General features: G+C 39.6%; 22 protein-coding genes. 17 read left to right on the top strand and 5 right to left on the bottom strand.

Features of this window, described 5'->3' with window-relative positions:
* Positions 1-3: 3 nt before the first annotated feature.
* From tadA to pyrF, 7 genes are all read left to right on the top strand, one after another.
* A complete protein-coding gene (gene tadA, locus MST17_RS10080; RefSeq protein ID WP_180026945.1) occupies positions 4-555 on the top strand; it encodes a tRNA adenosine(34) deaminase TadA in 552 nt (183 codons plus the stop codon).
* 26 nt (positions 556-581) lie between these two features.
* Positions 582-1,013, top strand: a complete 432-nt coding sequence (locus tag MST17_RS10075) for an SRPBCC family protein (RefSeq protein WP_180026946.1) — start codon at positions 582-584, stop codon at positions 1,011-1,013.
* 17 nt (positions 1,014-1,030) lie between these two features.
* A complete protein-coding gene (gene cmk, locus MST17_RS10070; protein ID WP_180026947.1) occupies positions 1,031-1,714 on the top strand; it encodes a (d)CMP kinase in 684 nt (227 codons plus the stop codon).
* A gap of 107 nt (positions 1,715-1,821) precedes the next feature.
* Positions 1,822-3,501 carry a 30S ribosomal protein S1 gene (rpsA, locus tag MST17_RS10065; RefSeq protein WP_078188933.1) on the top strand — a complete coding sequence of 560 codons (1,680 nt, stop codon included), beginning with the start codon at positions 1,822-1,824 and terminating at the stop codon, positions 3,499-3,501.
* A 162-nt stretch (positions 3,502-3,663) separates the two neighbouring features.
* Positions 3,664-3,966 carry an integration host factor subunit beta gene (locus tag MST17_RS10060; RefSeq protein ID WP_067767464.1) on the top strand — a complete coding sequence of 101 codons (303 nt, stop codon included), beginning with the start codon at positions 3,664-3,666 and terminating at the stop codon, positions 3,964-3,966.
* A 24-nt stretch (positions 3,967-3,990) separates the two neighbouring features.
* Positions 3,991-4,356 (top strand): lipopolysaccharide assembly protein LapA domain-containing protein, encoded by a 366-nt coding sequence (locus tag MST17_RS10055; RefSeq protein ID WP_078188931.1) that lies wholly within the window; start codon positions 3,991-3,993, stop codon positions 4,354-4,356.
* Between the two features lie 240 nt (positions 4,357-4,596).
* A complete protein-coding gene (gene pyrF / locus MST17_RS10050; protein ID WP_168378904.1) occupies positions 4,597-5,277 on the top strand; it encodes an orotidine-5'-phosphate decarboxylase in 681 nt (226 codons plus the stop codon).
* 78 nt (positions 5,278-5,355) lie between these two features.
* On the opposite strand, the gene MST17_RS10045 is transcribed toward pyrF, so the two are convergent.
* Both MST17_RS10045 and MST17_RS10040 read right to left on the bottom strand, forming a co-directional pair.
* Complete coding sequence (locus MST17_RS10045) at positions 5,356-6,264, bottom strand: lysine exporter LysO family protein (RefSeq protein WP_168378905.1); 909 nt, start codon at positions 6,262-6,264, stop codon at positions 5,356-5,358.
* A gap of 49 nt (positions 6,265-6,313) precedes the next feature.
* Positions 6,314-7,819, bottom strand: coding sequence for an NAD(P)/FAD-dependent oxidoreductase (locus tag MST17_RS10040; RefSeq protein WP_180026952.1), 1,506 nt, complete (start codon positions 7,817-7,819; stop codon positions 6,314-6,316).
* 181 nt (positions 7,820-8,000) lie between these two features.
* Between MST17_RS10040 and MST17_RS10035 the strand changes: the two genes are divergently transcribed.
* The 5 genes from MST17_RS10035 (at position 8,001) to MST17_RS10015 (ending at position 15,051) form a co-directional block, all read left to right on the top strand.
* Positions 8,001-9,008 (top strand): AraC family transcriptional regulator, encoded by a 1,008-nt coding sequence (locus MST17_RS10035; protein WP_168378906.1) that lies wholly within the window; start codon positions 8,001-8,003, stop codon positions 9,006-9,008.
* An 84-nt stretch (positions 9,009-9,092) separates the two neighbouring features.
* Positions 9,093-10,244 carry a cell division protein ZapE gene (zapE, locus tag MST17_RS10030; protein ID WP_180026948.1) on the top strand — a complete coding sequence of 384 codons (1,152 nt, stop codon included), beginning with the start codon at positions 9,093-9,095 and terminating at the stop codon, positions 10,242-10,244.
* 525 nt (positions 10,245-10,769) lie between these two features.
* Positions 10,770-12,932: a malate synthase G gene (locus MST17_RS10025; protein ID WP_180026949.1), complete on the top strand. Its 2,163-nt coding sequence runs from the start codon at positions 10,770-10,772 to the stop codon at positions 12,930-12,932.
* Positions 12,933-13,020: 88 nt separating this feature from the next.
* Positions 13,021-13,497 (top strand): hypothetical protein, encoded by a 477-nt coding sequence (locus MST17_RS10020; protein ID WP_180022538.1) that lies wholly within the window; start codon positions 13,021-13,023, stop codon positions 13,495-13,497.
* Positions 13,498-13,608: 111 nt separating this feature from the next.
* Positions 13,609-15,051, top strand: coding sequence for an aldehyde dehydrogenase family protein (locus tag MST17_RS10015; protein WP_180003053.1), 1,443 nt, complete (start codon positions 13,609-13,611; stop codon positions 15,049-15,051).
* 76 nt (positions 15,052-15,127) lie between these two features.
* Here MST17_RS10015 and MST17_RS10010 read toward each other — a convergent pair whose 3' ends face one another.
* Positions 15,128-15,889: a hypothetical protein gene (locus tag MST17_RS10010; RefSeq protein WP_180026950.1), complete on the bottom strand. Its 762-nt coding sequence runs from the start codon at positions 15,887-15,889 to the stop codon at positions 15,128-15,130.
* Positions 15,890-16,151: 262 nt separating this feature from the next.
* On the opposite strand from MST17_RS10010, the gene MST17_RS10005 reads away from it, so the two are divergent.
* A complete protein-coding gene (locus MST17_RS10005) occupies positions 16,152-16,811 on the top strand; it encodes an SOS response-associated peptidase family protein (protein ID WP_180007386.1) in 660 nt (219 codons plus the stop codon).
* Positions 16,812-16,832: 21 nt separating this feature from the next.
* Here MST17_RS10005 and MST17_RS10000 read toward each other — a convergent pair whose 3' ends face one another.
* The gene (locus MST17_RS10000; protein ID WP_180003047.1) at positions 16,833-17,297 is read right to left on the bottom strand and encodes a MarR family winged helix-turn-helix transcriptional regulator; all 465 of its coding nucleotides are present in this window, start codon (positions 17,295-17,297) and stop codon (positions 16,833-16,835) included.
* A gap of 418 nt (positions 17,298-17,715) precedes the next feature.
* On the opposite strand from MST17_RS10000, the gene MST17_RS09995 reads away from it, so the two are divergent.
* From MST17_RS09995 to MST17_RS09980, 4 genes are all read left to right on the top strand, one after another.
* A complete protein-coding gene (locus MST17_RS09995; protein WP_005137615.1) occupies positions 17,716-18,585 on the top strand; it encodes an IS982 family transposase in 870 nt (289 codons plus the stop codon).
* A 309-nt stretch (positions 18,586-18,894) separates the two neighbouring features.
* Positions 18,895-20,415: a transporter associated domain-containing protein gene (locus tag MST17_RS09990; RefSeq protein ID WP_180026866.1), complete on the top strand. Its 1,521-nt coding sequence runs from the start codon at positions 18,895-18,897 to the stop codon at positions 20,413-20,415.
* Between the two features lie 379 nt (positions 20,416-20,794).
* Positions 20,795-21,523 (top strand): hypothetical protein, encoded by a 729-nt coding sequence (locus tag MST17_RS09985; RefSeq protein WP_180026865.1) that lies wholly within the window; start codon positions 20,795-20,797, stop codon positions 21,521-21,523.
* 19 nt (positions 21,524-21,542) lie between these two features.
* Positions 21,543-22,094: a hypothetical protein gene (locus MST17_RS09980; protein ID WP_180026864.1), complete on the top strand. Its 552-nt coding sequence runs from the start codon at positions 21,543-21,545 to the stop codon at positions 22,092-22,094.
* 97 nt (positions 22,095-22,191) lie between these two features.
* On the opposite strand, the gene thiM is transcribed toward MST17_RS09980, so the two are convergent.
* Positions 22,192-23,061 (bottom strand): hydroxyethylthiazole kinase, encoded by an 870-nt coding sequence (gene thiM / locus MST17_RS09975; protein WP_180026863.1) that lies wholly within the window; start codon positions 23,059-23,061, stop codon positions 22,192-22,194.
* Between the last annotated feature and the right edge of the window lie 5 nt (positions 23,062-23,066).

Raw genomic sequence — 23,066 nt, 5'->3', positions numbered from 1 at the left:
TTGATGTCTGAACAAAACCAACATAGTGATGAGCATTGGATGCAGCTTGCTTTCGAGCAAGCTGCGCAAGCTGCCGAATTGCAAGAAATTCCTGTAGGTGCAGTGATTGTGAGTCAAAATCAAGTCATAGGTGCAGGGTTTAATGCGCCTATTTCTTTGAAAGATCCCACCGCGCATGCGGAAGTACAAGCTTTGCGTCAAGCTTGTTTAAATATCGATAATTACCGTTTACCTGATGATGCAACCTTATATGTAACATTGGAGCCATGCACAATGTGTGTGGGTGCTTTGGTACATTCGAGAATTAAACGTGTGGTATTTGCGACGACTGAGCCTAAAGCAGGTTCTTTGGTCAGTTCGCGTCAATTATTAAATTCAGGCTACTATAACCATATCTTTGAGTTTGAGCATGGTTGCCTACAAGAGCAATGCTCCCAACAATTAAGTGATTTTTTTAAAATGCGTCGTGAACAAAAACGACTGATGAAGTTACAGGAAAAAGCCACTTTGACTGAACTTAATTTAAAAAATCAAGTAAACTCTACTGACAATTAATATTGTCAAATAAAATAGGGTACACCATGAAATCCATTCAAGTAAAAAAAGAATTTAATGCACCGGTCGAGCAGGTTTTTGACTTACTTTCAAAACATTCGACCTATAACGTGGCTTTTGCACCGATTCAAGTGGTGCGCGTCAAAGATTCTGCAGATCCTAAGCGTCCTGATGGTGTAGGTTCAGTACGTCGTATGGGCTTTGGGCCAGTGAAGCCGTTACAAGAGCAAATTACCTTGCTTGAGCCAAACCAACGCATTGAATATAAGATTATTAAAAACCCTTTGGTGAAACATCATTTGGGTGTGATTCAATTCGAAGCGATTGATGCTGCGCGTACTTTAGTCACTTATACGATTGAATTACAGGCGCGTGCGCCATTCGTTAGTCAATTAATCCTTGCGCAACTGAAGTCAGCGATTAAAATTGGTTTTTCAAAACTTGCAAAAACCGTATAAACAAAAGTGGAAGAGCAATGACAGTTCAAATCATTACAATTGATGGCCCAAGTGGCTCAGGTAAAGGAACATTGGCAGCAAAAATTGCGGCACATTATCAGTTCCACTTACTCGACTCAGGTGCGTTATATCGTCTGTTGGGATTGTCATTGCATAAGCAAGACTTAATTGATGCATTAGACTCAAAGCTCGATGAATGCGTAAAAATTGCAACAAATTTAGACATACAATTTGTGACAAATGAAGCAGGTGTTTCGGTGCTTTTAGATGGTGAAGATGTCTCAAAAGTTATCCGTACTGAGAGAGTCGGAGAGTTTGCCTCAAAAGTTGCTGCAATTCCTGCACTTAGAACTGCGCTTTTAGAACGTCAGCATGCCTTTGCCCAAGCACCTGGTTTGGTTGCAGATGGCCGTGACATGGCAACTACGATTTTTCCCAATGCTCAAGCCAAGATTTATTTAACGGCTTCTGCTCAGTCCCGTGCAGAGCGCCGTCTAAATCAGTTGCAGGCTATGGGCGTGGATGTTAAAATAAACGACATTTTAGCTAATATCGAAGCGCGTGATAAGCGAGATATGGAACGCACAGTCGCTCCACTCAAGCCTGCGCCAGATGCTTATTTCATTGATAGTTCAACTTTGAGTATTGATGAAGTATTCACGCTGATGACGAATTACATCGATCAGCAATTAGCAAACTAAAGAATTTTCAGCAGAAGCATAGCTTGATCAGTCTTATATGGACTATGTAGACGCTTAATTAAACCGGCCTTGTCTGATCCAAGACCGCTGACTTTACTAGGTATATCATGACCGAATCTTTTGCAGCCCTCTTTGAAGAAAGCGAATTAAACCTCAACGTTGAAAAGGGTGCTGTCATCCAAGGCGTTGTAGTAAATATCGACTCTGACTGGGTAACAGTTGACACTGGCCTTAAATCAGAAGGTATTGTTGACCGCGCTGAATTCTTAAATGAACAACGTGAACTTGAAGTTCAAGTTGGCGACACTGTTGACGTAGTTGTTGAAGCTCTTGACAACGGTATGGGTCAAACAGTTTTATCACGTGAAAAAGCTAAACGTGCTGAAACTTGGACTAAACTTGAAAAAATCTTTGAAGACGGCGAAATCGTTACTGGTGTTATCTCTGGTAAGGTTAAAGGCGGTTTCACTGTTGACATCGGTCCAGTTCGTGCGTTCCTTCCAGGTTCTTTAGTTGATACTCGTCCTATTCGTGATACTACTCACTTAGAAGGTAAAGAGTTAGAATTTAAAGTAATCAAACTTGATGCTAAACGTAACAACGTTGTTGTATCTCGTCGTGCTGTTATGGAAGCTGAATCTTCAGCTGACCGTGAAGCTCTTCTTGCTCAGCTTGAAGAAGGTCAAACAGTTACTGGTACTATCAAAAATCTTACTGACTACGGCGCATTCGTTGACCTTGGTGGTATTGATGGTCTTCTTCACATCACTGACATGGCTTGGAAACGTATCAAGCACCCTTCAGAAGTTGTTGAAGTTGGTCAAGAAGTTACTGTTAAAGTACTTAAATTCGACCGCGAACGTAACCGCGTATCTTTAGGCCTTAAACAATTAGGCGAAGATCCATGGTTAGCGATCATGAACCGTTACCCTAAAGGTTCTATCGTTAAAGCTCGTGTAACTAACTTAACTGACTACGGTTGCTTCGCTGAAATCGCTGAAGGCGTTGAAGGCTTAGTACACGTTTCAGAAATGGACCACACTAACAAAAACATCCACCCATCTAAAGTTGTTCAGATCGGTGACGAAGTTGACGTTATGGTTCTTGAAGTTGATGAAGAGCGTCGTCGTATTTCTCTTGGTATCAAACAAACTCGTGCTAACCCATGGGAAGAGTTTGCTAAAGAACACGACAAAGGTGAAAAAGTTTCAGGTACTATCAAGTCAATCACTGACTTCGGTATCTTCATCGGTTTACCAGGCGGTATCGATGGTCTAGTTCACTTGTCTGACATTTCTTGGAACGAACAAGGCGAAGAAGCTATCCGTCGTTACAAGAAAGGTGACACAGTTGAAGCGGTTATCCTTTCAGTAGACGCTGAAGGCAACCGTATCAGCCTTGGCATCAAACAAATGAACAGCGATCCGTTCAACGATTTCTTGGCTGCTAACGAACGCGGTGCGCTTGTTAAAGGTACTGTAACTGCAGTTGACGCTAAAGGCGCTACTGTTAAGTTAGCTGACGAAGTTGAAGCGACTCTTAAAGCATCTGAAATCAACCGCGACCGCGTTGAAGATGCAACTAAGTTCCTTGAAGTTGGTCAAGAAGTTGAAGCTAAAATCATCAACGTAGACCGCAAATCACGTTCTATCAACTTGTCTATCAAAGCGAAAGACGAAGCTGAAGAAAAAGAAGCAGTAGCTAACTTGAACAAGACAGCTACAGCAACTTCAGACAATGGTCCTAAGACTATTGGTGATTTGATCAAAGCTCAAATGAACCACTAAGTAAGTGTTTGAATTGTATTGTTAATGTAAATTAATTAATATATTTTACACAATTACTGTAACGGTAGCGTAGTAAGTGATTATTACGCTACCGTTTTGTATTTAAACAGGTTATTATCAGGAAACTGATCCTAGGTAGCTTGATAATTAAAGAGGTCGCAGATGACTACTGAAGCACTTAATAAGTCTGACTTAATAGAGCGTATTTCTCTTAAAAACCCACACTTAGCTGAACCCTTAGTGGAAGAGGCCGTTAAGATAATGATCGATCAAATGATCGAAGCTTTGTCTACAGACAACCGAATAGAAATCCGTGGTTTTGGTAGTTTTGCATTACATCACCGTGAACCACGTGTGGGTCGTAACCCAAAAACAGGTAAATCAGTTGAAGTTGCAGCAAAAGCTGTACCGCACTTTAAACCTGGTAAAGCTTTACGTGATGCGGTAAACGAATCTGCAAACTAATTCAAAACATTGTTAGGGGTGTTTATGCGTTACGTATTGGTCGTAATTCTACTGGTCCTATTTGGATACTCATTGGCTTTGGTTCTGCAAAACGGAACTGAACTTTCGGTCGATTTGTTGTTTACACAAGTGCCTGCAATGCGTTTAGGGCTTTTATTGCTATTAACCTTGTCATTAGGTTTGGTGTTAGGTCTTTTATTGGCAGTGCAAGTATTTCGAGTATTTCAAAATAACTGGGAAATTAAACGTCTACGTAAAGATATTGACCGCCTACGTAAAGAGCAAATTCAAACTGCTCAACTGGCTGCTGCTGAAGCGGCTGCACATACGCGTCATGAAAAGACAGTTTTAGATATTGATGCAAATGAGCGTCCTTCTAACCCGTTATAATTGGGTTTTTGAAGTAAATGAACTACTTTTATGAGTAGATTTAAATTTTATATTTAACACTCTGGTGGATCATCGGAGTGTTTTTTTATGGGCTGAAAAAATAATACGCTTATCTCAAATAAAATAATGAGATAGCTCAATTCAAATTAATCATTTCAAATAACATGAGTTTTATGACTTTCTGATCAAGTTGAATCCATCTATAATGTACTAATTTTGTCAAAATGAAGGGTAAGTCTCTTGAGTATCATCGTTGCACTAGATGCTAAAAGCCAATATGACGCACTTACAATTGCAGAGCAGTTAGATCCTGCATTATGTCGAGTTAAGGTTGGTAAAGAGTTATTTACCCATGAGGGCCCAAGTGTCGTTAAGGCATTGCATGATAAAGGTTTTGAAGTATTTCTAGATCTAAAATTCCATGATATTCCAAACACTACAGCGCAAGCAGTTTGTGCAGCTGCGGATATGGGTGTGTGGATGGTCAATGTCCATGCATCAGGTGGCCGTAAAATGATGGAAACCTGTGTAGAGCGCTTAAAGGCGGGCAATTACAATACTCAGCTGATTGCTGTTACGGTTTTGACCTCGATGGGGCGTGAAGATCTTGCTGATTTAGGTTTGGATGTTGAACCATTTGAACACGTGAAACGTCTTGCGACTTTAACGAAAGAAAGTGGCTTAGATGGTGTGGTGTGTTCAGCTCAAGAAGCGAAAATGCTGCGTGAAACTTTGGGTGCAGAGTTTGCTTTAGTGACACCGGGTATCCGTCCTGCAGGTTCTGCTGCTGATGATCAAAAACGAATTGTGACACCTAAACAAGCTATGCTTGATGGTTCTACACATTTGGTGATTGGCCGTCCAATTACTAAATCGGACAATATGCGTCAAACTTTAAAAGATATTTTGGCGACACTTTAATATTTACCCTCTCTCTAACTCTCTCCCAAAGGGAGAGAGAAAGTCCTCTCCCTTTGGGAGAGGATTTAGGTGAGGGGGTTAGATAGCCGCCAATATACTTACCAATATAGGTGCAAGTACAGAAAGGATAAAGCCGCTGACCATGGCATGTGGAATAAAATCATTCCCACAGGCTTGTTTGACCATGGGTAGGGTGACATCCATAGCTGTTGCACCCGCAGATGAAATTGCAGAGCGTGGGTAGCGCCAGCCAATAATATACATAAACACAATCGCAAAGATTTCTCTGAATAAATCATTCATCAACGCAATACTACCTAGATGCGCATTTTTTAATTCAGTTACGACGATGCCTGTCATCGAATAGAAACCATAGCCTTGTGACAGCATAATCAAATCTTTCAAGCTGATTTGTGGCAATAGATAGGCAGCAGCAAAAGCGCCCAAAAGTGAACCGACGATACAACCGAGTGGAACAAGTAGAATTTTCCAATTTAACCAAGAACGATCGAGCGGTGAGTAGGCGAGATCAAGCCCAATCAGAAACATGAAGACTAAAAGTAGATCCCAAGTACTCATATGTGGCTGAAGACTAAAATGTGCTGCCATTTCAGCAAAAGCATAACCTAAACCCAATGCAATAAAAGCATAGCTAATATTGATGAGTGAGCTTGTTACTAACTGCATGGACACTTTGCCATGACTGGGTTTATAGCCTAAAAGCTTAAATAAAATATAGCAGCAAATAAAAGCACCCACTGAGGTCAATAGTGCAATAAGTACTGATGAAGAGAGGATTTGCAGAGGTGCTGAAATGGTGTGTAATGTTTCAGAAAATTCGATCGCAATCGCAAATAACAAAATATAAGTAAAGTAAGGCAGGAGTTTAAAGGCGATTTTTTCAAGCCAAGTGGGTAGGCGACGTGCAAGTATAAAACCAAGCCCTAAACAGGCCAAGAGCTGGAAAATCAACCAGAAAGATTGCATACAAAAATAGGCAGATAATGAATACCTGCCTATTATGAACTGTTATTACTTAAGCTGCATGACTAGATTTTGTTTTACTGAGGAGTCGAAAATCGGCTGGATTTATTTTTCGAGTAGCCAGCCAATATTTCCATGTATAAGTTGGCCACAGTGCAAAATTTTTACCGCCATTTTGTTGATACCAGCTTACGCAGCCTGATTGCCATACCGTGCCATCAAGCATGTCTTGTACATGAGTGTTAAATTGATCTTGCACCTGATCTTTGACAGCGATGGCTTGAACATTAGATTTTGAAACCAATTGCATCATTTGTAAGATGTAATCGACTTGTGCCTCAATCATAAATACCACTGAATTATGCGCAAGTACGGTATTGGGGCCTAATAATTGGAATAGATTTGGAAAGCCTTTGGTGCAAATGCCATAAAAACTTTCTGCGCCAGCTTGCCAAACTTGTTTGAGTTCTTGAGCATTTTCACCAATACATTTAAATGATTTTAAATAAATTCTTGGATCGGTAATAAAGCCTGTGCCATAGATCAGACAATCGATTTCACGGGATTTTCCATCTTTGGTAATAATGGCATTTTCAGTGATTTCTTGTATTGCATCACTGACCAATTCCACATTAGGTCGATTAAACGTTGGAAAGTATTTATTAGAAATTAAAATGCGTTTACAACCCATGATGTAGTTTGGCGTTAGTTTCTTGGCAAGTTCAGCATCTTTGACTTGGTATTTAATATACAGTTCTGCCAGTTTTTGCGCATATTTCATGGTGGTTGGTTTAACAATTGGTACGACACGTGATTCGTTGGTCCAATACAGGCGAGCGCGGTGAATTTTTCGAAACCAATCATATTTTTTAAATAATGATTTTTCTAAACCATGATAACTACGTTCATCTCGTGGAATGACCCAAGCCGCGGTACGCTGAAAAACATACAGTTGCTGTGTTTGTGGTGCGATTTCTGGAATGTATTGGATGGCACTGCCGCCTGTACCAATCGATGCGACTTTTTTACCTTCTAATGGATATTGATGATCCCATTGCGAAGAATGAAACACTTTACCCTTAAATTTTTCAATGCCCGGAATGTGTGGAATTTGCGGGACATGTAGCGGGCCAGATGCAAAAATCACGTATTGAGCGGTAATTTTAACACCATCTTTGAGTTCTAAATGCCAGTCGCAGGTTGATTCATTGTATCGACTTGAAAGCACTTCACTATTAAAGCGACAGAATTGTTTTAAATTATATTCACGGGTGACGTGTTGGATATAATCAAATATTTCAGGTGCTTCGGCATAACGTTTTGACCAATCTGTTTTGGGTGCAAAAGAAAGCGAATACATATGTGATTGCACATCACACGCAGCGCCAGGGTAGCGGTTCTCACGCCAAGTTCCACCAAAATCATTGGCTTTTTCGAGAATCAGGAAATCTTGATTGCCTTGTTGGAAAAGCCGTATTGCCATAGCAATACCACCAAAACCACCGCCGATGATAGCGATTTGCGTATGAATTTCCGAATTGGCTTTAGAGGTTTGCATTGTTTTTGTTTGCGCTTCCTGCATCATTTTTTTAATTCCAAGCGAGATTACAGGCTAAGCATACTTGAGTTCATGATCAGAACAATATGATTGAGGTGACAGAAAAATTGATCGAAACGGCAATGTTCATAATTGCAAATTTGTAGTAAAAAAGAAGAAATTTAATGTCATTTTACGATTTATGAAACGATCCATTCTAAGCCTGATGTATTTAGTACAAGGAATGCGTAAAGCAGGCGTAGATGTCGATCAACGTTTGCAAACCATTGGGCTGCGTGTCGACGCACTCGATCCCACCTCAGTGATCCATCCGAGTTTGGAGTGGGATGTACTGAAAGTCATTGGTAAAGATGTAGAACCTGAACAAGGGTTATTTATTGGTCAACATTATACGTTGGCGGGTTATGGCCCATTGCTGATGTTATTGGTTACTAGTGATACTTTACGCCAAGCTTTAAATCAGGGGATTCGCTTTCAACAGTTGACACATCTAACTGGGCGTTTGAGTTTGCAAATCAGTCAGCATAAAGTGGCCTTATGTTATCAACCCCAAGATGTGTATGCACCACTGGGTGCATTATTGGCACAGTCAGAGATTTCAGGAACGTATAAATTCATCCGTGATCTGTACAAAATGATGGGGCTATCTACACCGCAAGTTCAAATTGATTTGCCGTTCGCTGACCCCAAAGATCCTGAAAAATTAAAAATGTTTACTGATTATTATGGCTCTCAAGTTCGATTTGGTGCGCCATTTGCGGCATTTTGGTTCGATGAAGATGTTTTAGATATTCGGATCCCTTCCGCAGATATTATTACTTTTCGATTATATGAGTCGAAATGTATTGCGGAGTTAGAACGTTTAAGCGCCGATGAAGATGCGCCATCATTGGTTCAACGTGTGCAAGATTATTTGGAATTACAAAGTGGTGCGATGCCAAGTATGGCAGCAACTGCTCAAGCGTTGAACTTGCCTGAAAGAACTTTGCGTCATCAACTGCAACAGTTAAATACCAGTTATAAGCAAATTCGTGAAGATATTATTAAAGATAAAGCACTCCGTATGATTGAATATAATGAGTATTCAATTGAAATGATTGCAGAATTGCTCGGTTATTCTGAGCCGGCGGCGTTTAATCACGCATTTAAACGCTGGTTTGGTCATAGTCCGCGCCAATATAACAAATAGCCTAAGTTGATTAATGCCAAAGTGTTATATCTTCAAATTCAATCTCCGCTATAATTTATGTAGCCCAAAAAAGTATTCAATGATATGTCCGAATTTCAGTCTACACAAAACACCTCTTTCACACCGATTTCACCGGCTGAGCGTTATGCTCAAGCTTTAGCATCTGGTCAATTTTTACCAGATCAAGAGCAGGCGCAAGCAGTGCATGAGCTGGATCGTGTTTGGCAGGAATTAATACAGCGTTTTAAAGCGTCGAAAAAAGCATTCCGTCGCTTCCGCCGTCAAACTGCACCGAAGGGTGTGTACATGTGGGGTGGTGTAGGTCGTGGTAAAACATGGTTAATGGATCAGTTCTATGAATCTGTACCATTTCGCCGTAAAACCCGTATGCATTTCCATCACTTCATGCAATATGTGCATCGCGAGTTAAATAAGCTATCAGGACAACGTAATCCATTAGAGCTTGTTGCAGATCAAATTTACAAAGAAGCTGTGGTGATTTGTTTCGATGAGTTCTTTGTATCGAACGTTACTGATGCAATGATTTTAAGTGACTTGTTCCAGAAATTATTTACACGTGGAATCACACTTGTAGCAACTTCAAACATTGCACCAGATGGTTTATATAAAAATGGTATTCATCGTGACCGTTTTATTCCGACTATTGAAATGGTGAAAAAGAACTGCGTTATTTTAAATGTCGATGCAGGTGTGGATTACCGTTTACGTGTATTGAAGCAAGCACAGTTGTTTAAATCACCCTTAACCCACGAACATAAGTTGTGGATGGCGCAGCGTTTTACCGCATTAACGCAAACCCAAACAGTTTCACAAGAGCCAATTATTATTAATCAGCGTATTGTGGAAACCATTGGTCATACGGAAGATGTACTGTGGTGTGAATATTCTGAACTTTGCCTAAAACCACGTAGCCCAGCAGACTTTATTGAAATTGCCAATATTTATAATACGGTCTTGGTGAGTAATGTGCCGCACATGACGGATTATTTGTCTGAAGGGACTCGTCGTTTTATCTATCTAGTTGATGAGTTTTATGACCGTGGTGTGAAGTTGTTGCTTACTTCAGAAGATACGATTATTGAATTATATCAAGGTGAAAAATTGGCATTTGAAATTGAGCGTACACGTTCGCGCTTATTGGAAATGCAATCTGATGATTATCTACATACATCTCACCGTCAAATCAATGCACCAGAATCTACGGCAGAAAATTAAGCGTTTCTGTTGGAATGAAAAAAGAACGTCTTGATGGCGTTCTTTTTTTTGATTTTTAGTTTTAGAAAACATGTATAAATTAAGAAAAGCTGTGGAACGAACAATAGAAGTTAAAGCAAAGTCTCATGATAAAAGCATCATTAAATAAGAAGTATGGCTGTTTAATAATTCATCGATAAAAGCGTTAAATTTAAACTGATTGGTTGAAGTTGTAGCATCGACATTGGCAGCATTTCATGGCTTAATCGAGTGAGTTTGTTTGACGCTTGGGTCTATTTGTTCAGTTTTAGAACAAAATTCTGCACTTAAGTCTAATTTCGACATTTCAAAAACTTTATACACTGTAAAAAGGTATTCAGGCTGATGATGACGTCGTATTTCTGATCTTTATTATGTTGAATGATGAGGGTATTTCATTACATAGAAAATGATCATTATTTAGGAATGTGATAGTACTATTCAGCAAAGTATAAATGGGTATACTAGAATCTCTTGTTATAAAAAATAGCAATATCAGGAAAGACAATGACTGCACGTATTCAAAAAGGCAAGTTAGCGATTGCTAAAGAACTTTACGATTTCATCGAAAATGAAGCACTACCGGGTTCAGGTTTAGACAGTGAAACTTACTGGAAAAACTTTGAACAAGTCGTTGTCGATCTTAGCCCAAAGAACAAAGCACTATTGGCTAAGCGTGACGACATTCAAGCGAAAATTGATGAATGGCACCGCAACAACAAATTTGAACTCGAAGCTTACAAAGCTTTCCTTACTGAAATTGGCTACTTATTACCAGAAGTAGAAGATTTCCAAATCAGCACAGAAAATGTAGACGAAGAAATCGCATTATTGGCTGGTGCGCAATTAGTAGTGCCTGTACGTAATGCACGTTACTGCTTAAACGCTGCGAACGCACGTTGGGGTTCACTCTACGATGCTCTTTACGGTTTTGACGTGATCTCTGAAGAAGACGGCGCGGAAAAAGGTAAGGGCTATAACCCAGCTCGTGGCGCAAAAGTTATCGAATTTGCTAAAAACTTCTTAAATGAGACTTTTCCGCTAGCTAATGGTTCCCATGCAGATGCAACTAAATATGCGGTAGAAGGCAAAAAGTTAGTTGTAAGCCTAAAAGATGGCTCAACTGCAACTTTAGCGAAAGAAGCTCAGTTTGTTGGTTTTAATGGTGACGAAGCTGCACCAACTGAAATCGTACTTTTAAACAATGGTTTACATGTAATCATTGAAGTTGATGCGACGAGCCCAATTGGTTCAACAGATGCTGCTGGCGTGAAAGACTTAGTTCTTGAAGCTGCGGTAACGACAATTCAAGACTTGGAAGACTCAATTGCAGCAGTTGATGCTGAAGAGAAAGTTGAAGGCTACCGTAATTGGTTAGGCTTAATGAAAGGTACACTTTCTGAGTCAATCGAGAAAAATGGTAAGACCATCACGCGTACATTAAATAAAGATCGTACGCACAAAAACTTAATCGGTGGTGAAACTACGCTTCACGGTCGTTCATTGATGTTGCTTCGTAATGTAGGTCATTTGATGACAAACCCTGCGATCCTTGTAGATGGTGCTGAAATCTACGAAGGCATCATGGATGCATTGATCACACCGTTATTGACGTTTGCAGACATTAAAGGCGAAAACGAAAACAAGAATTCTCGTAAAGGTTCTATGTACATCGTTAAACCAAAAATGCATGGTCCAGAAGAAGTTGCATTTGCAGTTGAATTATTTGAGCGTGCTGAACAAGCGCTTGGTCTACCTGCGAAGACTTTGAAAATCGGTATCATGGACGAAGAACGTCGTACTTCTGTGAACTTGAAAAACTGTATCGCGCAAGCGAAAGATCGTACGATCTTTATTAATACAGGTTTCATGGACCGTACGGGTGATGAAATCCATACTTTCATGGAAGCAGGTCCATTCGTTCGTAAAGGCGAAGTGAAGTCTCAAATCTGGTTCCCTGCATATGAAAACCGTAACGTGATGATCGGTCTTCAAGCCGGCTTACGTGGTAAAGCGCAAATCGGTAAAGGCATGTGGCCAAAACCAGATATGTTGCTTGATATGTACAAAACGAAGATTGAGCATCCAGAAGCTGGCGCAAGTTGTGCATGGGTTCCGTCTCCATCTGGTGCTGTAATTCACGCGATTCACTACCATCAGTGCAATGTTTCTGAGCGTCAAAAAGAGTTGTTGAATACTCAGCCGCTATCTTTAGATGACTTGTTAACGCCGCCTTTAGCGACAGATACAAACTGGTCTGAAGAAGAGAAAACTAAAGAACTCGAAAATAACCTTCAAGGTATCTTAGGTTATGTCGTTCGTTGGGTTGATTTGGGTGTAGGTTGTTCAAAAGTACTAGACATCAACAACGTTGGTTTGATGGAAGACCGTGCAACTTTACGTATTTCTTCTCAACACGTTGCAAACTGGTTACGTCACGGTATCGTAACTGCTGAGCAAGTTGAAGAAGTGTTTAAACGTATGGCGAAAATTGTGGATGAGCAAAATGCCAACGATCCACTTTACACGCCAATGGCACCAAGCTTTGATGGTTATGCATACAAAGCTGCTTATGACTTAGTATTCAAAGGTGGCGAGCAGCCTTCTGGTTATACAGAGCCGCTTCTTCATGCTTACCGTTTAAAATTAAAAGGTTATACAGGTGACTAATCTGTAAATCAAAAAAAGCCTCTTCGGAGGCTTTTTTTATTGCTTGAGAAAGTTAGAATGTCGACATAAAAAATGAAAAGGAAACTCCATGTATTTATGGAATGTAAATCGGTTGGTGGATGATATAAGACTGAATAAAGTCTCTGAAACCCATTATAAAAACTACTATATTGCCAGCTCAATATTGATTTTCTTTAGCTACTTAGCACTGACGTTAACCCCAGAATCCAAACCTACAGAAGCTTGGGCTTCGTTTGTTTTACAAGTTGGTCTGCTGATTAGCTGGGTGAATGCCATATTTAAAGCCAATGGCGGCGAGCAAGGCCGAGATTTTTTAAAGCGCTTTATTGCATTGTATCTGCCGGTGACGATTCAGAGTTTAGTCCTCTTTATTGCCATCGGCATTGTCATCGAAGGGCTGTTACCCATGTTGACCGTTAACATGGAGGAGGCTGCGCTTGAGCAACTCACCACAGTTAAAGATCTAAGTTTTGAAGTCATCATTAGCTGTTATATTTATTGGCGAATCTATAAAGCGATGCGGCAGATTCATCATCCTGTTTAGGTTATAGCGCTGTACAATAAATTATGGAATAAGCTTCATCCTGTTTTTCTCATAGCTTTTCGATGCTGAAGCCTTTACATTGGAATGAATGATAAAAATGGGATGGAAATGATGTCAGCTTATACCGCATTAGATTTGCAATATATTGGTGGGCAGTGGCGAGCAGGGACTTCAACACGTCACATCAAGAATATCAATCCCTTTAGCCAAGCAGAGATTTTTGAATTGCAGGCAGCCAGCAGTGTCGATGTAGACAGTGCTTATAGTGCGGCAGAAGCTGCCTTTAAATCAGAAGTGACCAAGCCCATTGAAGTACGTCAGCAAGTCATCACTAAATTAACTCAAACCATTCAGCAGCGCAGAGAAGAAATTATTCAATGGCTGATAGATGAATCTGGTAGTACACGTTTAAAAGCCAATATTGAAGTTGATGCAGCGCTCGGCATTATCCAAGAATCGTTGCGTTTTCCTGAAAAAATGCAAACTACGCAGCTAGAGAGTAAAGACCCGAGTCGAAAGAGTTTTGTATTGCGCAAACCTTTGGGTGTCATTGCGGTGATTAGCCCGTGGAATTTTCCATTTCATTTATCGATGCGTTCTGTGGTGACTGCGATTGCCTGCGGTAATAGTGTGGTGTTGAAGCCTGCAAGTGACACGCCAGTGACAGGTGGAACGTTGCTCGGAAAATTATTTGAAGAAGCGGGCTTGCCGCATGGCGTGTTAAATGTCGTTGCAGGCAGTGGCAGTGAAATTGGCGACTATTTTGTAGAGCATCCTGTGCCTAAAATGATTTCATTTACAGGTTCAACTGAAGTGGGTCAACAGGTGGGGGTGAAAGCGCTAGGAAGTTCACGGATTAAGCGTTTAGCGCTGGAACTTGGCGGCAATGCGCCTTTGGTGATTTTAGATGATGCAGATTTAAATTTAGCCGTTGAACTGACCGTGATGGGGCGTTTTTTGCATCAAGGACAAATCTGCATGAGTACCAATCGAGTGATTGTGGATGAATCCTTGCACGATGCTTATGTTGAAAAATTAATTAAACGGGTAAAAAGCATTGTGGTCGGTGATCCGAATGATGTCGAAACTCTGATAGGCCCTATCATCAATAAGTCGCAAATCGATAAATTAAAAACCATTATTCAAAATGCCATTCAGCAAGATGCGATTTTAGCCTATGCAGGCGGTATAGAAGGTCAATTGGTTGCACCGCATATTTTCACCCATGTGGATGCACATGCTGATATTGCATTAGAAGAAAGCTTTGGGCCAATCTTGCCGATTTTAAAAGCGCGAGATGAAGCGCACGCACTTGAATTGGCGAATTCAACCCGATTTGGTTTATCGAGTGCGGTATGTACCTCAAATTTAGCACGCGGCGGAGAGTTTGCGGCCAAACTCGATATAGGCATGACGCATATCAATGGCATCAGTGTGGCGGATCATTCTAATGCACCCTTTGGTGGTGAACGTAATTCAGGCCTTGGTCGTTTTAACGGTGAGTGGATATTTGAGGAATTTACCCGCACCCATTGGCAAACGTTCCCTGCTTAAAATACTCAAAGTGAAGTCTATTTAATCTTGTGCAATAGACTTCACCGCAGCTAATGTTACGCAGGACATTTTTAGTTTATTTCCATGAAATATCAGGCAGAATATAGTCCCAAAAACGGCTCCAACGTGTCTTGTAATAGAGAAAAGAGCCAATATCTTGGCTTGAACAATTATCCTGATAGTACATTTTGTGATTCATCAACAGCATAGGTTTACGCTGCAAAGCCGTCATATATAGCTTGACCTGAACCTTGTAATTGTAGATTGAATAATTAGAAGAAATACTCTCGGTTTTCATTTTTTGGATATTGTGAATATACACATCAAACTTCAAGCCATTTTTGTAATCTGTTGCCTCATGAATTGTTCGATCTTCGATTGGAATAAGCGGATTGTTATCACTAAACGCTAAATATGCGTTATGTATTTTGTTTCCTTGTTGATAATTAAACTGAATAGCTGAATTTGCAGTAGTGAAATAGGGGAGCGCATCTTGAGGATTGATTTTAAACGTGCCTGTACAATTAGTCCTGACACGCCCTTCATCTTCGTTCACCGTAAACCAGCCAAATTGATCTTCCAATTCCGTCGTATGGGCTTCATCTACGTCAGGAAGAATCATGCCAAACTGATCTCTTTGTCTTTGCTGATTTTGCATCAAGCGATAACTATTTTGAGCACGTTTTGCAAAACGGATTTCAGGAAACATCTCTGGAGAAGTAATTTTAAAATCAGAGACATTGATTACTTCACCATCAGGCAATATGACCAATGAAAATTGTTGTTCTTGGGTGTTGGGAAGATTTTTGACCGTCACCCAATGATGTGTACTGATCATTTGCTGATTGCGAAAATGCTTATATTGAATGCGGTACTTGCCTGCCGGAATCTCAGTCTCATTGATTAGGTCTTGTTTAAATGGATATTCGTTGAGATAGAGCGCGTCGAGACTAAAAGGTAGAAATGAAACGGTATGTACAGAAACTTTTGCTGCTTTGCAGTTGGATATAGACTTAAACTGAGAATTAAAACGATAAAGCGACTTCGGTCTAGATTTTTCATTTATTATAAAGATTGAATTTTTGCGGATTATGGCAAATATGTGTGCCAATTTCAAACCGATTACCTTAGCGCAATTAAAGTCGCAAAACTTGCCTGAAATCAGTTTTGAATATCCTGAGGAAGTCTATCCAAATTATGATTTGCCGCTGCTCTTTAAGTCTGAGCAAGGGCTAGAGTGGCGAAAAGTGGGTTTTGGCATGGTGCCTAAATGGGCCGAAGACAAATCTATTGCACTAAAAACCTATAATGCCCGAAATGAAACTTTGTATCAAAAGCCGTCTTTTATCAATGCGATCTCAAAATGTAAGTTTGGCGTAATTCCAGTGTCTGAATTTTATGAGTCTATGTATATCGACAATAAACCGCAGCGTTGGAGTGTTAAACGCAAAGATGGAGAAGCGTTTTATATCGCTGCCTTATATGACATTTGTCGGCAAGGTGATGAGATTGTACGTTCTGCAACCATGATTACGATGGATGCTATCGATCATGAAATGATGAAACACTTTCATGAGCCAGGAAATATAAAACGCTCGGTGATTGTGATTCCGCATGCGCGATTAGAGGAATGGTTAAGCTGGAAATCACCCAATATCCAAAGTTTTGTACAGGGTTTTCCCGTTGATGAATTTGAATGCGCGCATGCACCTAAAATAAAAATCGAAAAAATCAGTCCCCAACTGAACTTTTTCGATTAATACTTCGGTGATGCAGAATGCTTAGCGCGCTAAGTTTTTGAAGATGTGCTTTAAGCTTTCCATGGTTTTTTCAATTTGTAGCGGTGTTAAGCCTTCAAAAGATTGCTCGAGAACGACATTCGTTAGATCGTTAATCTTCTGCGTCATTGCAGTGCCTTTATCGGTTAACACGACGCGGGTAATACGCGCATCATCTTCACAAGAATAGGTATCTACTAAGCCTTCATCTTTTAAGCGATAAACAATTTTGGTTGTCGTCGACATTTTAGACACGACCATTTCAGATAAATCCGAAACGCTCGCATGTGGCTTAGACTTGAGTGCGAGAAGGATACGGCGACGTGAATTATCAACACCATATTTTTTCAACGCATGGTCAACGTTTAAAACGTATTGAGCATGAACCTGAGTGACCCAGTAGAAAGGAAAATTTTCTAAGCTAAAGTCATCGGTGGATGGTAAAAATTTTGAATACTTTTTTGTCATAAAGGAGTCCCCTGAATATTTGTTTTAATTTTATTTAATGTTTTAACATTCTATTGAAAAATAGAGGGTAATAGCAAGAGTTCACAATAAAAAAATAGAAAGTAGAAGATATCTCATTTTTAGATTATCTTAATAGATTATATTGATATTCTGTCCAAGCGATTAAAAAAGAATAAAAGTAATTTTTGCTATAGAGAGATAGTGTAGTGAAAATAAATAAGTTTTTAATTCAAATTGAATATTAATATATTTTACCAAAAGGTTGAAATAAATAATTCATTAGATTTGTCATACAATCTTATACAACGCATTTAATAATATTTAATTAACCCGAATCGCGGATAAGAAATAAACTTGAAAATAAGAAGACTAGAGCCATCAGTTGAGTTACCACACAAAACTCACAACTCTAGTCCTAATGTTCAATAGTACCGAATTATTCTGCGTAATTGATGATTTCTTTCTTAAATTTGAAGCAACTTATTGGAACTTTCTCAAACAAAATAACCATTCTTTAAGAATCAGACGTGCTCATCTGACGATCTCAGAAATCTGCTTTATTGCCATTTGGTATAAATGTTCTTATTTCAGCAATTTCAAAGCCTTTTTCACATGGTTAAAAGAAGATAAAAGACATTTGTTTAAAAGCTTACCATGTTACCAACGGATGATTCATCTGATCAATATGCACCAATTAGCAATACATGCTTTACATGTGGCTCTGATGAAAGGTCAAAATACCCAATATTTGTGGATTGATTCAACGACTTTGCCAGTCTGTAAAAATCAACGTATTCAACGCCATAAATCATTAGCTCAAATAGCATCTCGTGGTAAAAGCTCAATGGGCTGGTTTTATGGCTGTAAGCTACATATTGCGATGAACCCATTTGGTGAAATCGCTTGTTCTGCTTTATCAAATGGGCATATAGCTGACATAAAAATGGTTGAGCAATTGGCTGACGGCTTAGAAGCAAAGCTATATGGAGATCGTGGTTATATCAGCCAGGAACTAAAAAGCAGGTTAAAAGATCAAGGTATTGATTTGATTACTTACCATCGAAAAAACATGCAATCCATCCAACTATCTGCATCAGATGAATATCACTTAAGACAACGAAATAAGATAGAAACGTTATTCAGCTTATTGAAAGGACAATACAATTTAGTGACGAGTAAAGCTCGTAGTATTCATGGATTTCTGAGTGGGATTTACGCATCGTTATGTGCATATCAACTTAATCATCAAAATAAACCAACAATTCAAATTATGGAATCATTGGCTTAAGCGGGATTCGGGTTAATTAAAAAGTTAGATGAAATCAATCTTTTTAACAGCGTTGGCATGTATCTATAAAAGTCAGTATTACGATCTAGATTTATATTTGATGTAGCCCATTCAATCGGCAACGCATTAAGCGCTTTTAACATTTTGTCATATTGTTGATGCGAAAAAATATGCTTGAATACATTACAAATGCGCAAGATTGTGCATAATGGAATGGTCTATAGTTACACAGGTTAAATTTATGGATCCGTCGCCGTGCGTTGGTCTGATTGAAGATATTCTTACAATCCAGAATGAGGAAGAGAGCTAATGGAATTTTTGTTAGATCCCGGAATCTGGGTTGGTTTACTTACATTAATTATTTTAGAAATTGTACTAGGGATTGATAACCTAGTCTTTATTGCCATTTTGGCAGAAAAACTCCCTCCAGAACAACGTGATAAAGCCCGTGTACTTGGTCTTTCACTCGCATTATTTATGCGATTAGGATTGTTATTTGCAATCTCTTGGTTGGTCACGTTAACAAAGCCCCTGATTACCGTTTTTGATTGGACATTCTCTGGTCGAGATCTCATATTATTGTTCGGTGGATTGTTCTTAGTCTATAAGGCGGTCACAGAGCTGCATGAGAAATTAGAAGGTAAACCGGAAGTTCAAGTGACAACAAAAGTGGCATATGCCAGCTTTACAGCAGTAGTTGCGCAAATTGTTGTCTTAGATGCGGTTTTCTCTTTAGACTCTGTCATTACAGCGATCGGTATGGTCGACAACATTTTTGTCATGATGGCTGCAATGATTGTGGCAATGGCAGTGATGTTACTTGCATCTAAACCGCTAACGGTTTTTGTAAACCGACATCCGACCGTCGTGATCCTATGTTTAAGCTTCTTATTGCTTATCGGTATTAGTTTGATAGCAGAAGGTTTTGGTTTCCATATTCCGAAAGGCTATATCTACTCAGGTATTGGTGTTGCGATTGTCATCGAAGCCTTTAACCAGTTTAGTCAACGCAATGCTCAAAAACACGAAGCGAAAATTCCATTACGCCATCGTACTGCAGACAGTATTTTAAAACTGATGGGTGGGCGCTTAGAAGCTGATCAAGTCGGTAATCAGGCGCAAGAAACCTTTGCAGACGAAGAGCGTTACATGATTGGGGGGGTGTTGACGCTTGCAGAGCGTTCAGTTGCGTCGATCATGACTCCCCGTAATCAAATTTCTTGGGTGGATTTAAATGACACACCTGAGCAAATTCGTGAGCAAGTCCTTTCTGTGCCGCACAGTTTATTCCCTGTGTGTCGTGGTAGCTTGGATAAAGTGATTAGTATTGTCCGCGCGAAAGAACTTATTGATGTTCTAGACAGTGAAGATGATCTAAAAGCATTGATTAAACGTCATCGTCCGATCTTTATTTTCCAAAAGATGAAGGTGATTGATGCGATTAATACCTTGCGTACCTCTAAAGGCTCTTTGGTATTGGTTACGGATGAGTTTGGTGCGGTACAAGGTCTGATTTCACCACTCGATGTGTTTGAAGCGATTGCTGGTGAATTCCCTGATGCTGATGAACAACTAGATTTGATTAAAATCGATGATGCATATTGGAAAGCTTCAGGCATGCTCGATCTGTATCAGTTAGAACTTGAATTGGAAATGCTGGATTTGATCGAAGAAGATGATGGTTATATCAGTGTTTCAGGTCTTATTTTAGATCAGACCCACGGCAATGTTGAAGTCGGGACTGTAGTTGATTTTAAAGGCATCCAATTTAAAGTTACGGCAATGGATGAAAACCGCATTAAAACGGTTGATATCTATTACCAAGCTTAATGCTTAAATTTTAAAATAACTCAAAGACAGCTTTTCGAAGCTGTCTATTTTGTATGACTAGAAAGTATAAGAAATCCTATCCAAGGGGGCTGTAATTCACGATGTTAAAACGTATTATATTTACATGATGTAACAGTCAAAAAACGCTGCATCTTTTGAGCTTTTAGAGGGCTAAAACGGTTCAAAAGTAAAAAATATTGATATGGTTGGTTTTAAAAAAGCATGAGGTTAAATAGTGATTCAATTTAACTCGGGGTTTTAATCATCATAGATGATCTATTAATAATTTTATTTCATTTTAAATATCGTTTTTGAAATATTTATAACTAGGGACTTTGAAAAAACATCAAAGTTAATCCATTAAAAAATGGGTGTTGGTATGGCGATCACTGAGAATATCATTGATTTTAGTAAACTCACGACTGAAGAAAAACATGAGTTGTTTCAACGGCTCTGGGAGTTTGATCAATGTATTTTCCCGACTTCGAAAATTGAGCAACTCTATCAATACATGCATGACCCCGATATTGTTGCATTACCAATTATTCAGTATTTTGAGCAGGATAAACTGATCGGGCAAAACATTGTGCGTATATTAAAAATTATGCATCGCAATCGGCCGATTTTTATTTTTAATTCACGAGCTGGGGTATTGGTTGATTATCGTCGGAAAAACCTGACCTTAAACTCGGCGATTAAAGTGGCGATGCAACATCAGATACGATTTCCAGCGATTCCGATGTGGTTTGTGGCTACATTGGCACAACCAAAGGTATATACATTATTTGCCTCGCGCTCTGTTAAGTTTTATCCAAGGCATGGTGTCCCGATGCCCACCGAGTATGTGGATGTTTTAAATAGTTATAAAATCCGTCAGCATGATGTGCAGCATCGGGCTGAGGATATTTTTGTTCATCGTTGTGATTTACCGAAGGTGACGCCTGAGCAATTGGTTCGGCTACGGAAAAAATCTGATGAACATGTTCAATTTTTTATGCAGCACGTGCCAGATTATTTTGATGGCATGGGGTTAATGTGTATTTGTAAATTAAATGTTTCAACCATTTTTGAAGCAAGTATGAATCTGGCAGTTGGGCGGGCAGTTTAATGATGGACATGGATGTGTTATGCGACAAATGACGATATATCGATTATTAGGTTTTGGTGCGGGAGTCTTTTTAACGGCTTGTCAGCCTGCAGAGCAAAAAATACAAGAGCAATCGCAGAAATGTGTTGCACCGGAAAAACTGGTCAAACAAATTTATGACCAAGAGTTGAAATTACATGCTTTGAGTAAAGATCAACTTACTGCCTATTTTGAGCCATCGTTAGCGGAACGTATGCAAGCAGAAATTAACTGTAAGCAGTCGCAACAAGTGTGTAATGTGGATTTTGATATTTTTACGGATAGCCAAGATCCGCAGCAAGATTCGAAAAAGGGTATTCAACCTAAACTGAGTTTTGATGAAAATAAAAATGTGGTTCGCGCTGAGTTTAAAATTGGTGATGAAGCCAAAGTATTAAATTATGAAATGAGTGGTGGAGACTGTTCAAAAATCAAAAATATCGTCTATGCGGATGATTATGACCTCGACATGATTTTGAGTAATCCAACAGAAACGATCGAAGATTCAGAAATGTTTGATGCCAATGCTACAAGTGACAGTACGGCACAGTAAATTTTTTCGCATATTAATTAGTACAAAACAGTATGAATCCCTGAACAGCTTGAGTCCTATACTCAAGCTGTTTTTGTTTTCTCAAGCTATCATAGCTTCATAGTGCATAAATTTGCATGTTGGCAAGTTGATTGAAATCATCTTCATTGAGATTATAAATTTCATCTAAAAATGCAACATTAAAACTGCCGACACTTGAGCTAATTTCATAGGCTTTTTGACCCGCAATCGCAAAGTGCAAATGTGCTGCGACCGTGCCAGCAGTTAGCGTTTCACTCACGGCGCAATAAGCCGCTGTTAACGCACCTAAAGCGCAGCCAGAAGCCGTCACTTTGGGTTGTAAGTAAGATCCACCATTAATCTGTATCACCGCATTCATTTCTTTCGATAAGATGAAATCCGATTCGCCTGAAATTGCCACACATTCACAGTGTTCTAATAAGGGTGCAGCATTTAAGTAAATTTCTGCACTATTGAGCGTGCTATCGACACCGCGTGACTCACCTTGATTACCTGCAAGACCACTGATTTCTGATGCGTTGCCACGGATTATGCTTGGCTTGTACTGGAGTAATTGGTCAACCATTTCAGATCGCCACGGCAAAACGGGGCCATAACCGACAGGGTCAAGCACCCAAGGTTTATTTAAATTTTGTGCTGTTTGTGCAGCAATTTGCATGGCCTGCATTTGTTCAGACGTTGGCGTGCCTAAATTGATATTCAAGGCACTGGCAATTGAGGCAAAGCTTTCGGCTTCAAAGGGATTGTCAATCATTGCAGGAGAAGCACCCGCAGCCAAAAGGACATTGGCGACGTAATTGCTCGCAACTGCATTGGTGAGGATATGCACCAAAGGTTGTTTGGATTGAAGTTCAATCCACGCATTAATGACGCTTTGTAAAAGCGGGCTATTTAAGTCAGTTAATTCACTGTTCATGGTCGTTTCAAAATTTTCAGATTGATTCATCGTTT

Origin of the sequence: Acinetobacter sp. YH16056_T, from assembly GCF_024605895.1 — a bacterium.
GTDB classification, from domain to species: Bacteria; Pseudomonadota; Gammaproteobacteria; order Pseudomonadales; family Moraxellaceae; genus Acinetobacter; species Acinetobacter amyesii.
Note: the sequence above shows the minus strand (reverse complement) of the source record. Positions and strands in the feature narration are given on the sequence as shown.

Coding starts and splice junctions, on each gene's coding strand:
- tadA (WP_180026945.1), top strand. CDS start 4: ATGTCTGAACAAAACCAACATAGTGATGAGCATTGGATGCAGCTTGCT.
- MST17_RS10075 (WP_180026946.1), top strand. CDS start 582: ATGAAATCCATTCAAGTAAAAAAAGAATTTAATGCACCGGTCGAGCAG.
- cmk (WP_180026947.1), top strand. CDS start 1,031: ATGACAGTTCAAATCATTACAATTGATGGCCCAAGTGGCTCAGGTAAA.
- rpsA (WP_078188933.1), top strand. CDS start 1,822: ATGACCGAATCTTTTGCAGCCCTCTTTGAAGAAAGCGAATTAAACCTC.
- MST17_RS10060 (WP_067767464.1), top strand. CDS start 3,664: ATGACTACTGAAGCACTTAATAAGTCTGACTTAATAGAGCGTATTTCT.
- MST17_RS10055 (WP_078188931.1), top strand. CDS start 3,991: ATGCGTTACGTATTGGTCGTAATTCTACTGGTCCTATTTGGATACTCA.
- MST17_RS10045 (WP_168378905.1), bottom strand. CDS start 6,264: ATGCAATCTTTCTGGTTGATTTTCCAGCTCTTGGCCTGTTTAGGGCTT.
- MST17_RS10040 (WP_180026952.1), bottom strand. CDS start 7,819: ATGCAAACCTCTAAAGCCAATTCGGAAATTCATACGCAAATCGCTATC.
- MST17_RS10035 (WP_168378906.1), top strand. CDS start 8,001: ATGAAACGATCCATTCTAAGCCTGATGTATTTAGTACAAGGAATGCGT.
- zapE (WP_180026948.1), top strand. CDS start 9,093: ATGTCCGAATTTCAGTCTACACAAAACACCTCTTTCACACCGATTTCA.
- MST17_RS10025 (WP_180026949.1), top strand. CDS start 10,770: ATGACTGCACGTATTCAAAAAGGCAAGTTAGCGATTGCTAAAGAACTT.
- MST17_RS10020 (WP_180022538.1), top strand. CDS start 13,021: ATGTATTTATGGAATGTAAATCGGTTGGTGGATGATATAAGACTGAAT.
- MST17_RS10015 (WP_180003053.1), top strand. CDS start 13,609: ATGTCAGCTTATACCGCATTAGATTTGCAATATATTGGTGGGCAGTGG.
- MST17_RS10010 (WP_180026950.1), bottom strand. CDS start 15,889: ATGATCAGTACACATCATTGGGTGACGGTCAAAAATCTTCCCAACACC.
- MST17_RS10005 (WP_180007386.1), top strand. CDS start 16,152: ATGTGTGCCAATTTCAAACCGATTACCTTAGCGCAATTAAAGTCGCAA.
- MST17_RS10000 (WP_180003047.1), bottom strand. CDS start 17,297: ATGACAAAAAAGTATTCAAAATTTTTACCATCCACCGATGACTTTAGC.
- MST17_RS09995 (WP_005137615.1), top strand. CDS start 17,716: ATGTTCAATAGTACCGAATTATTCTGCGTAATTGATGATTTCTTTCTT.
- MST17_RS09990 (WP_180026866.1), top strand. CDS start 18,895: ATGGAATTTTTGTTAGATCCCGGAATCTGGGTTGGTTTACTTACATTA.
- MST17_RS09985 (WP_180026865.1), top strand. CDS start 20,795: ATGGCGATCACTGAGAATATCATTGATTTTAGTAAACTCACGACTGAA.
- MST17_RS09980 (WP_180026864.1), top strand. CDS start 21,543: ATGCGACAAATGACGATATATCGATTATTAGGTTTTGGTGCGGGAGTC.
- thiM (WP_180026863.1), bottom strand. CDS start 23,061: ATGAATCAATCTGAAAATTTTGAAACGACCATGAACAGTGAATTAACT.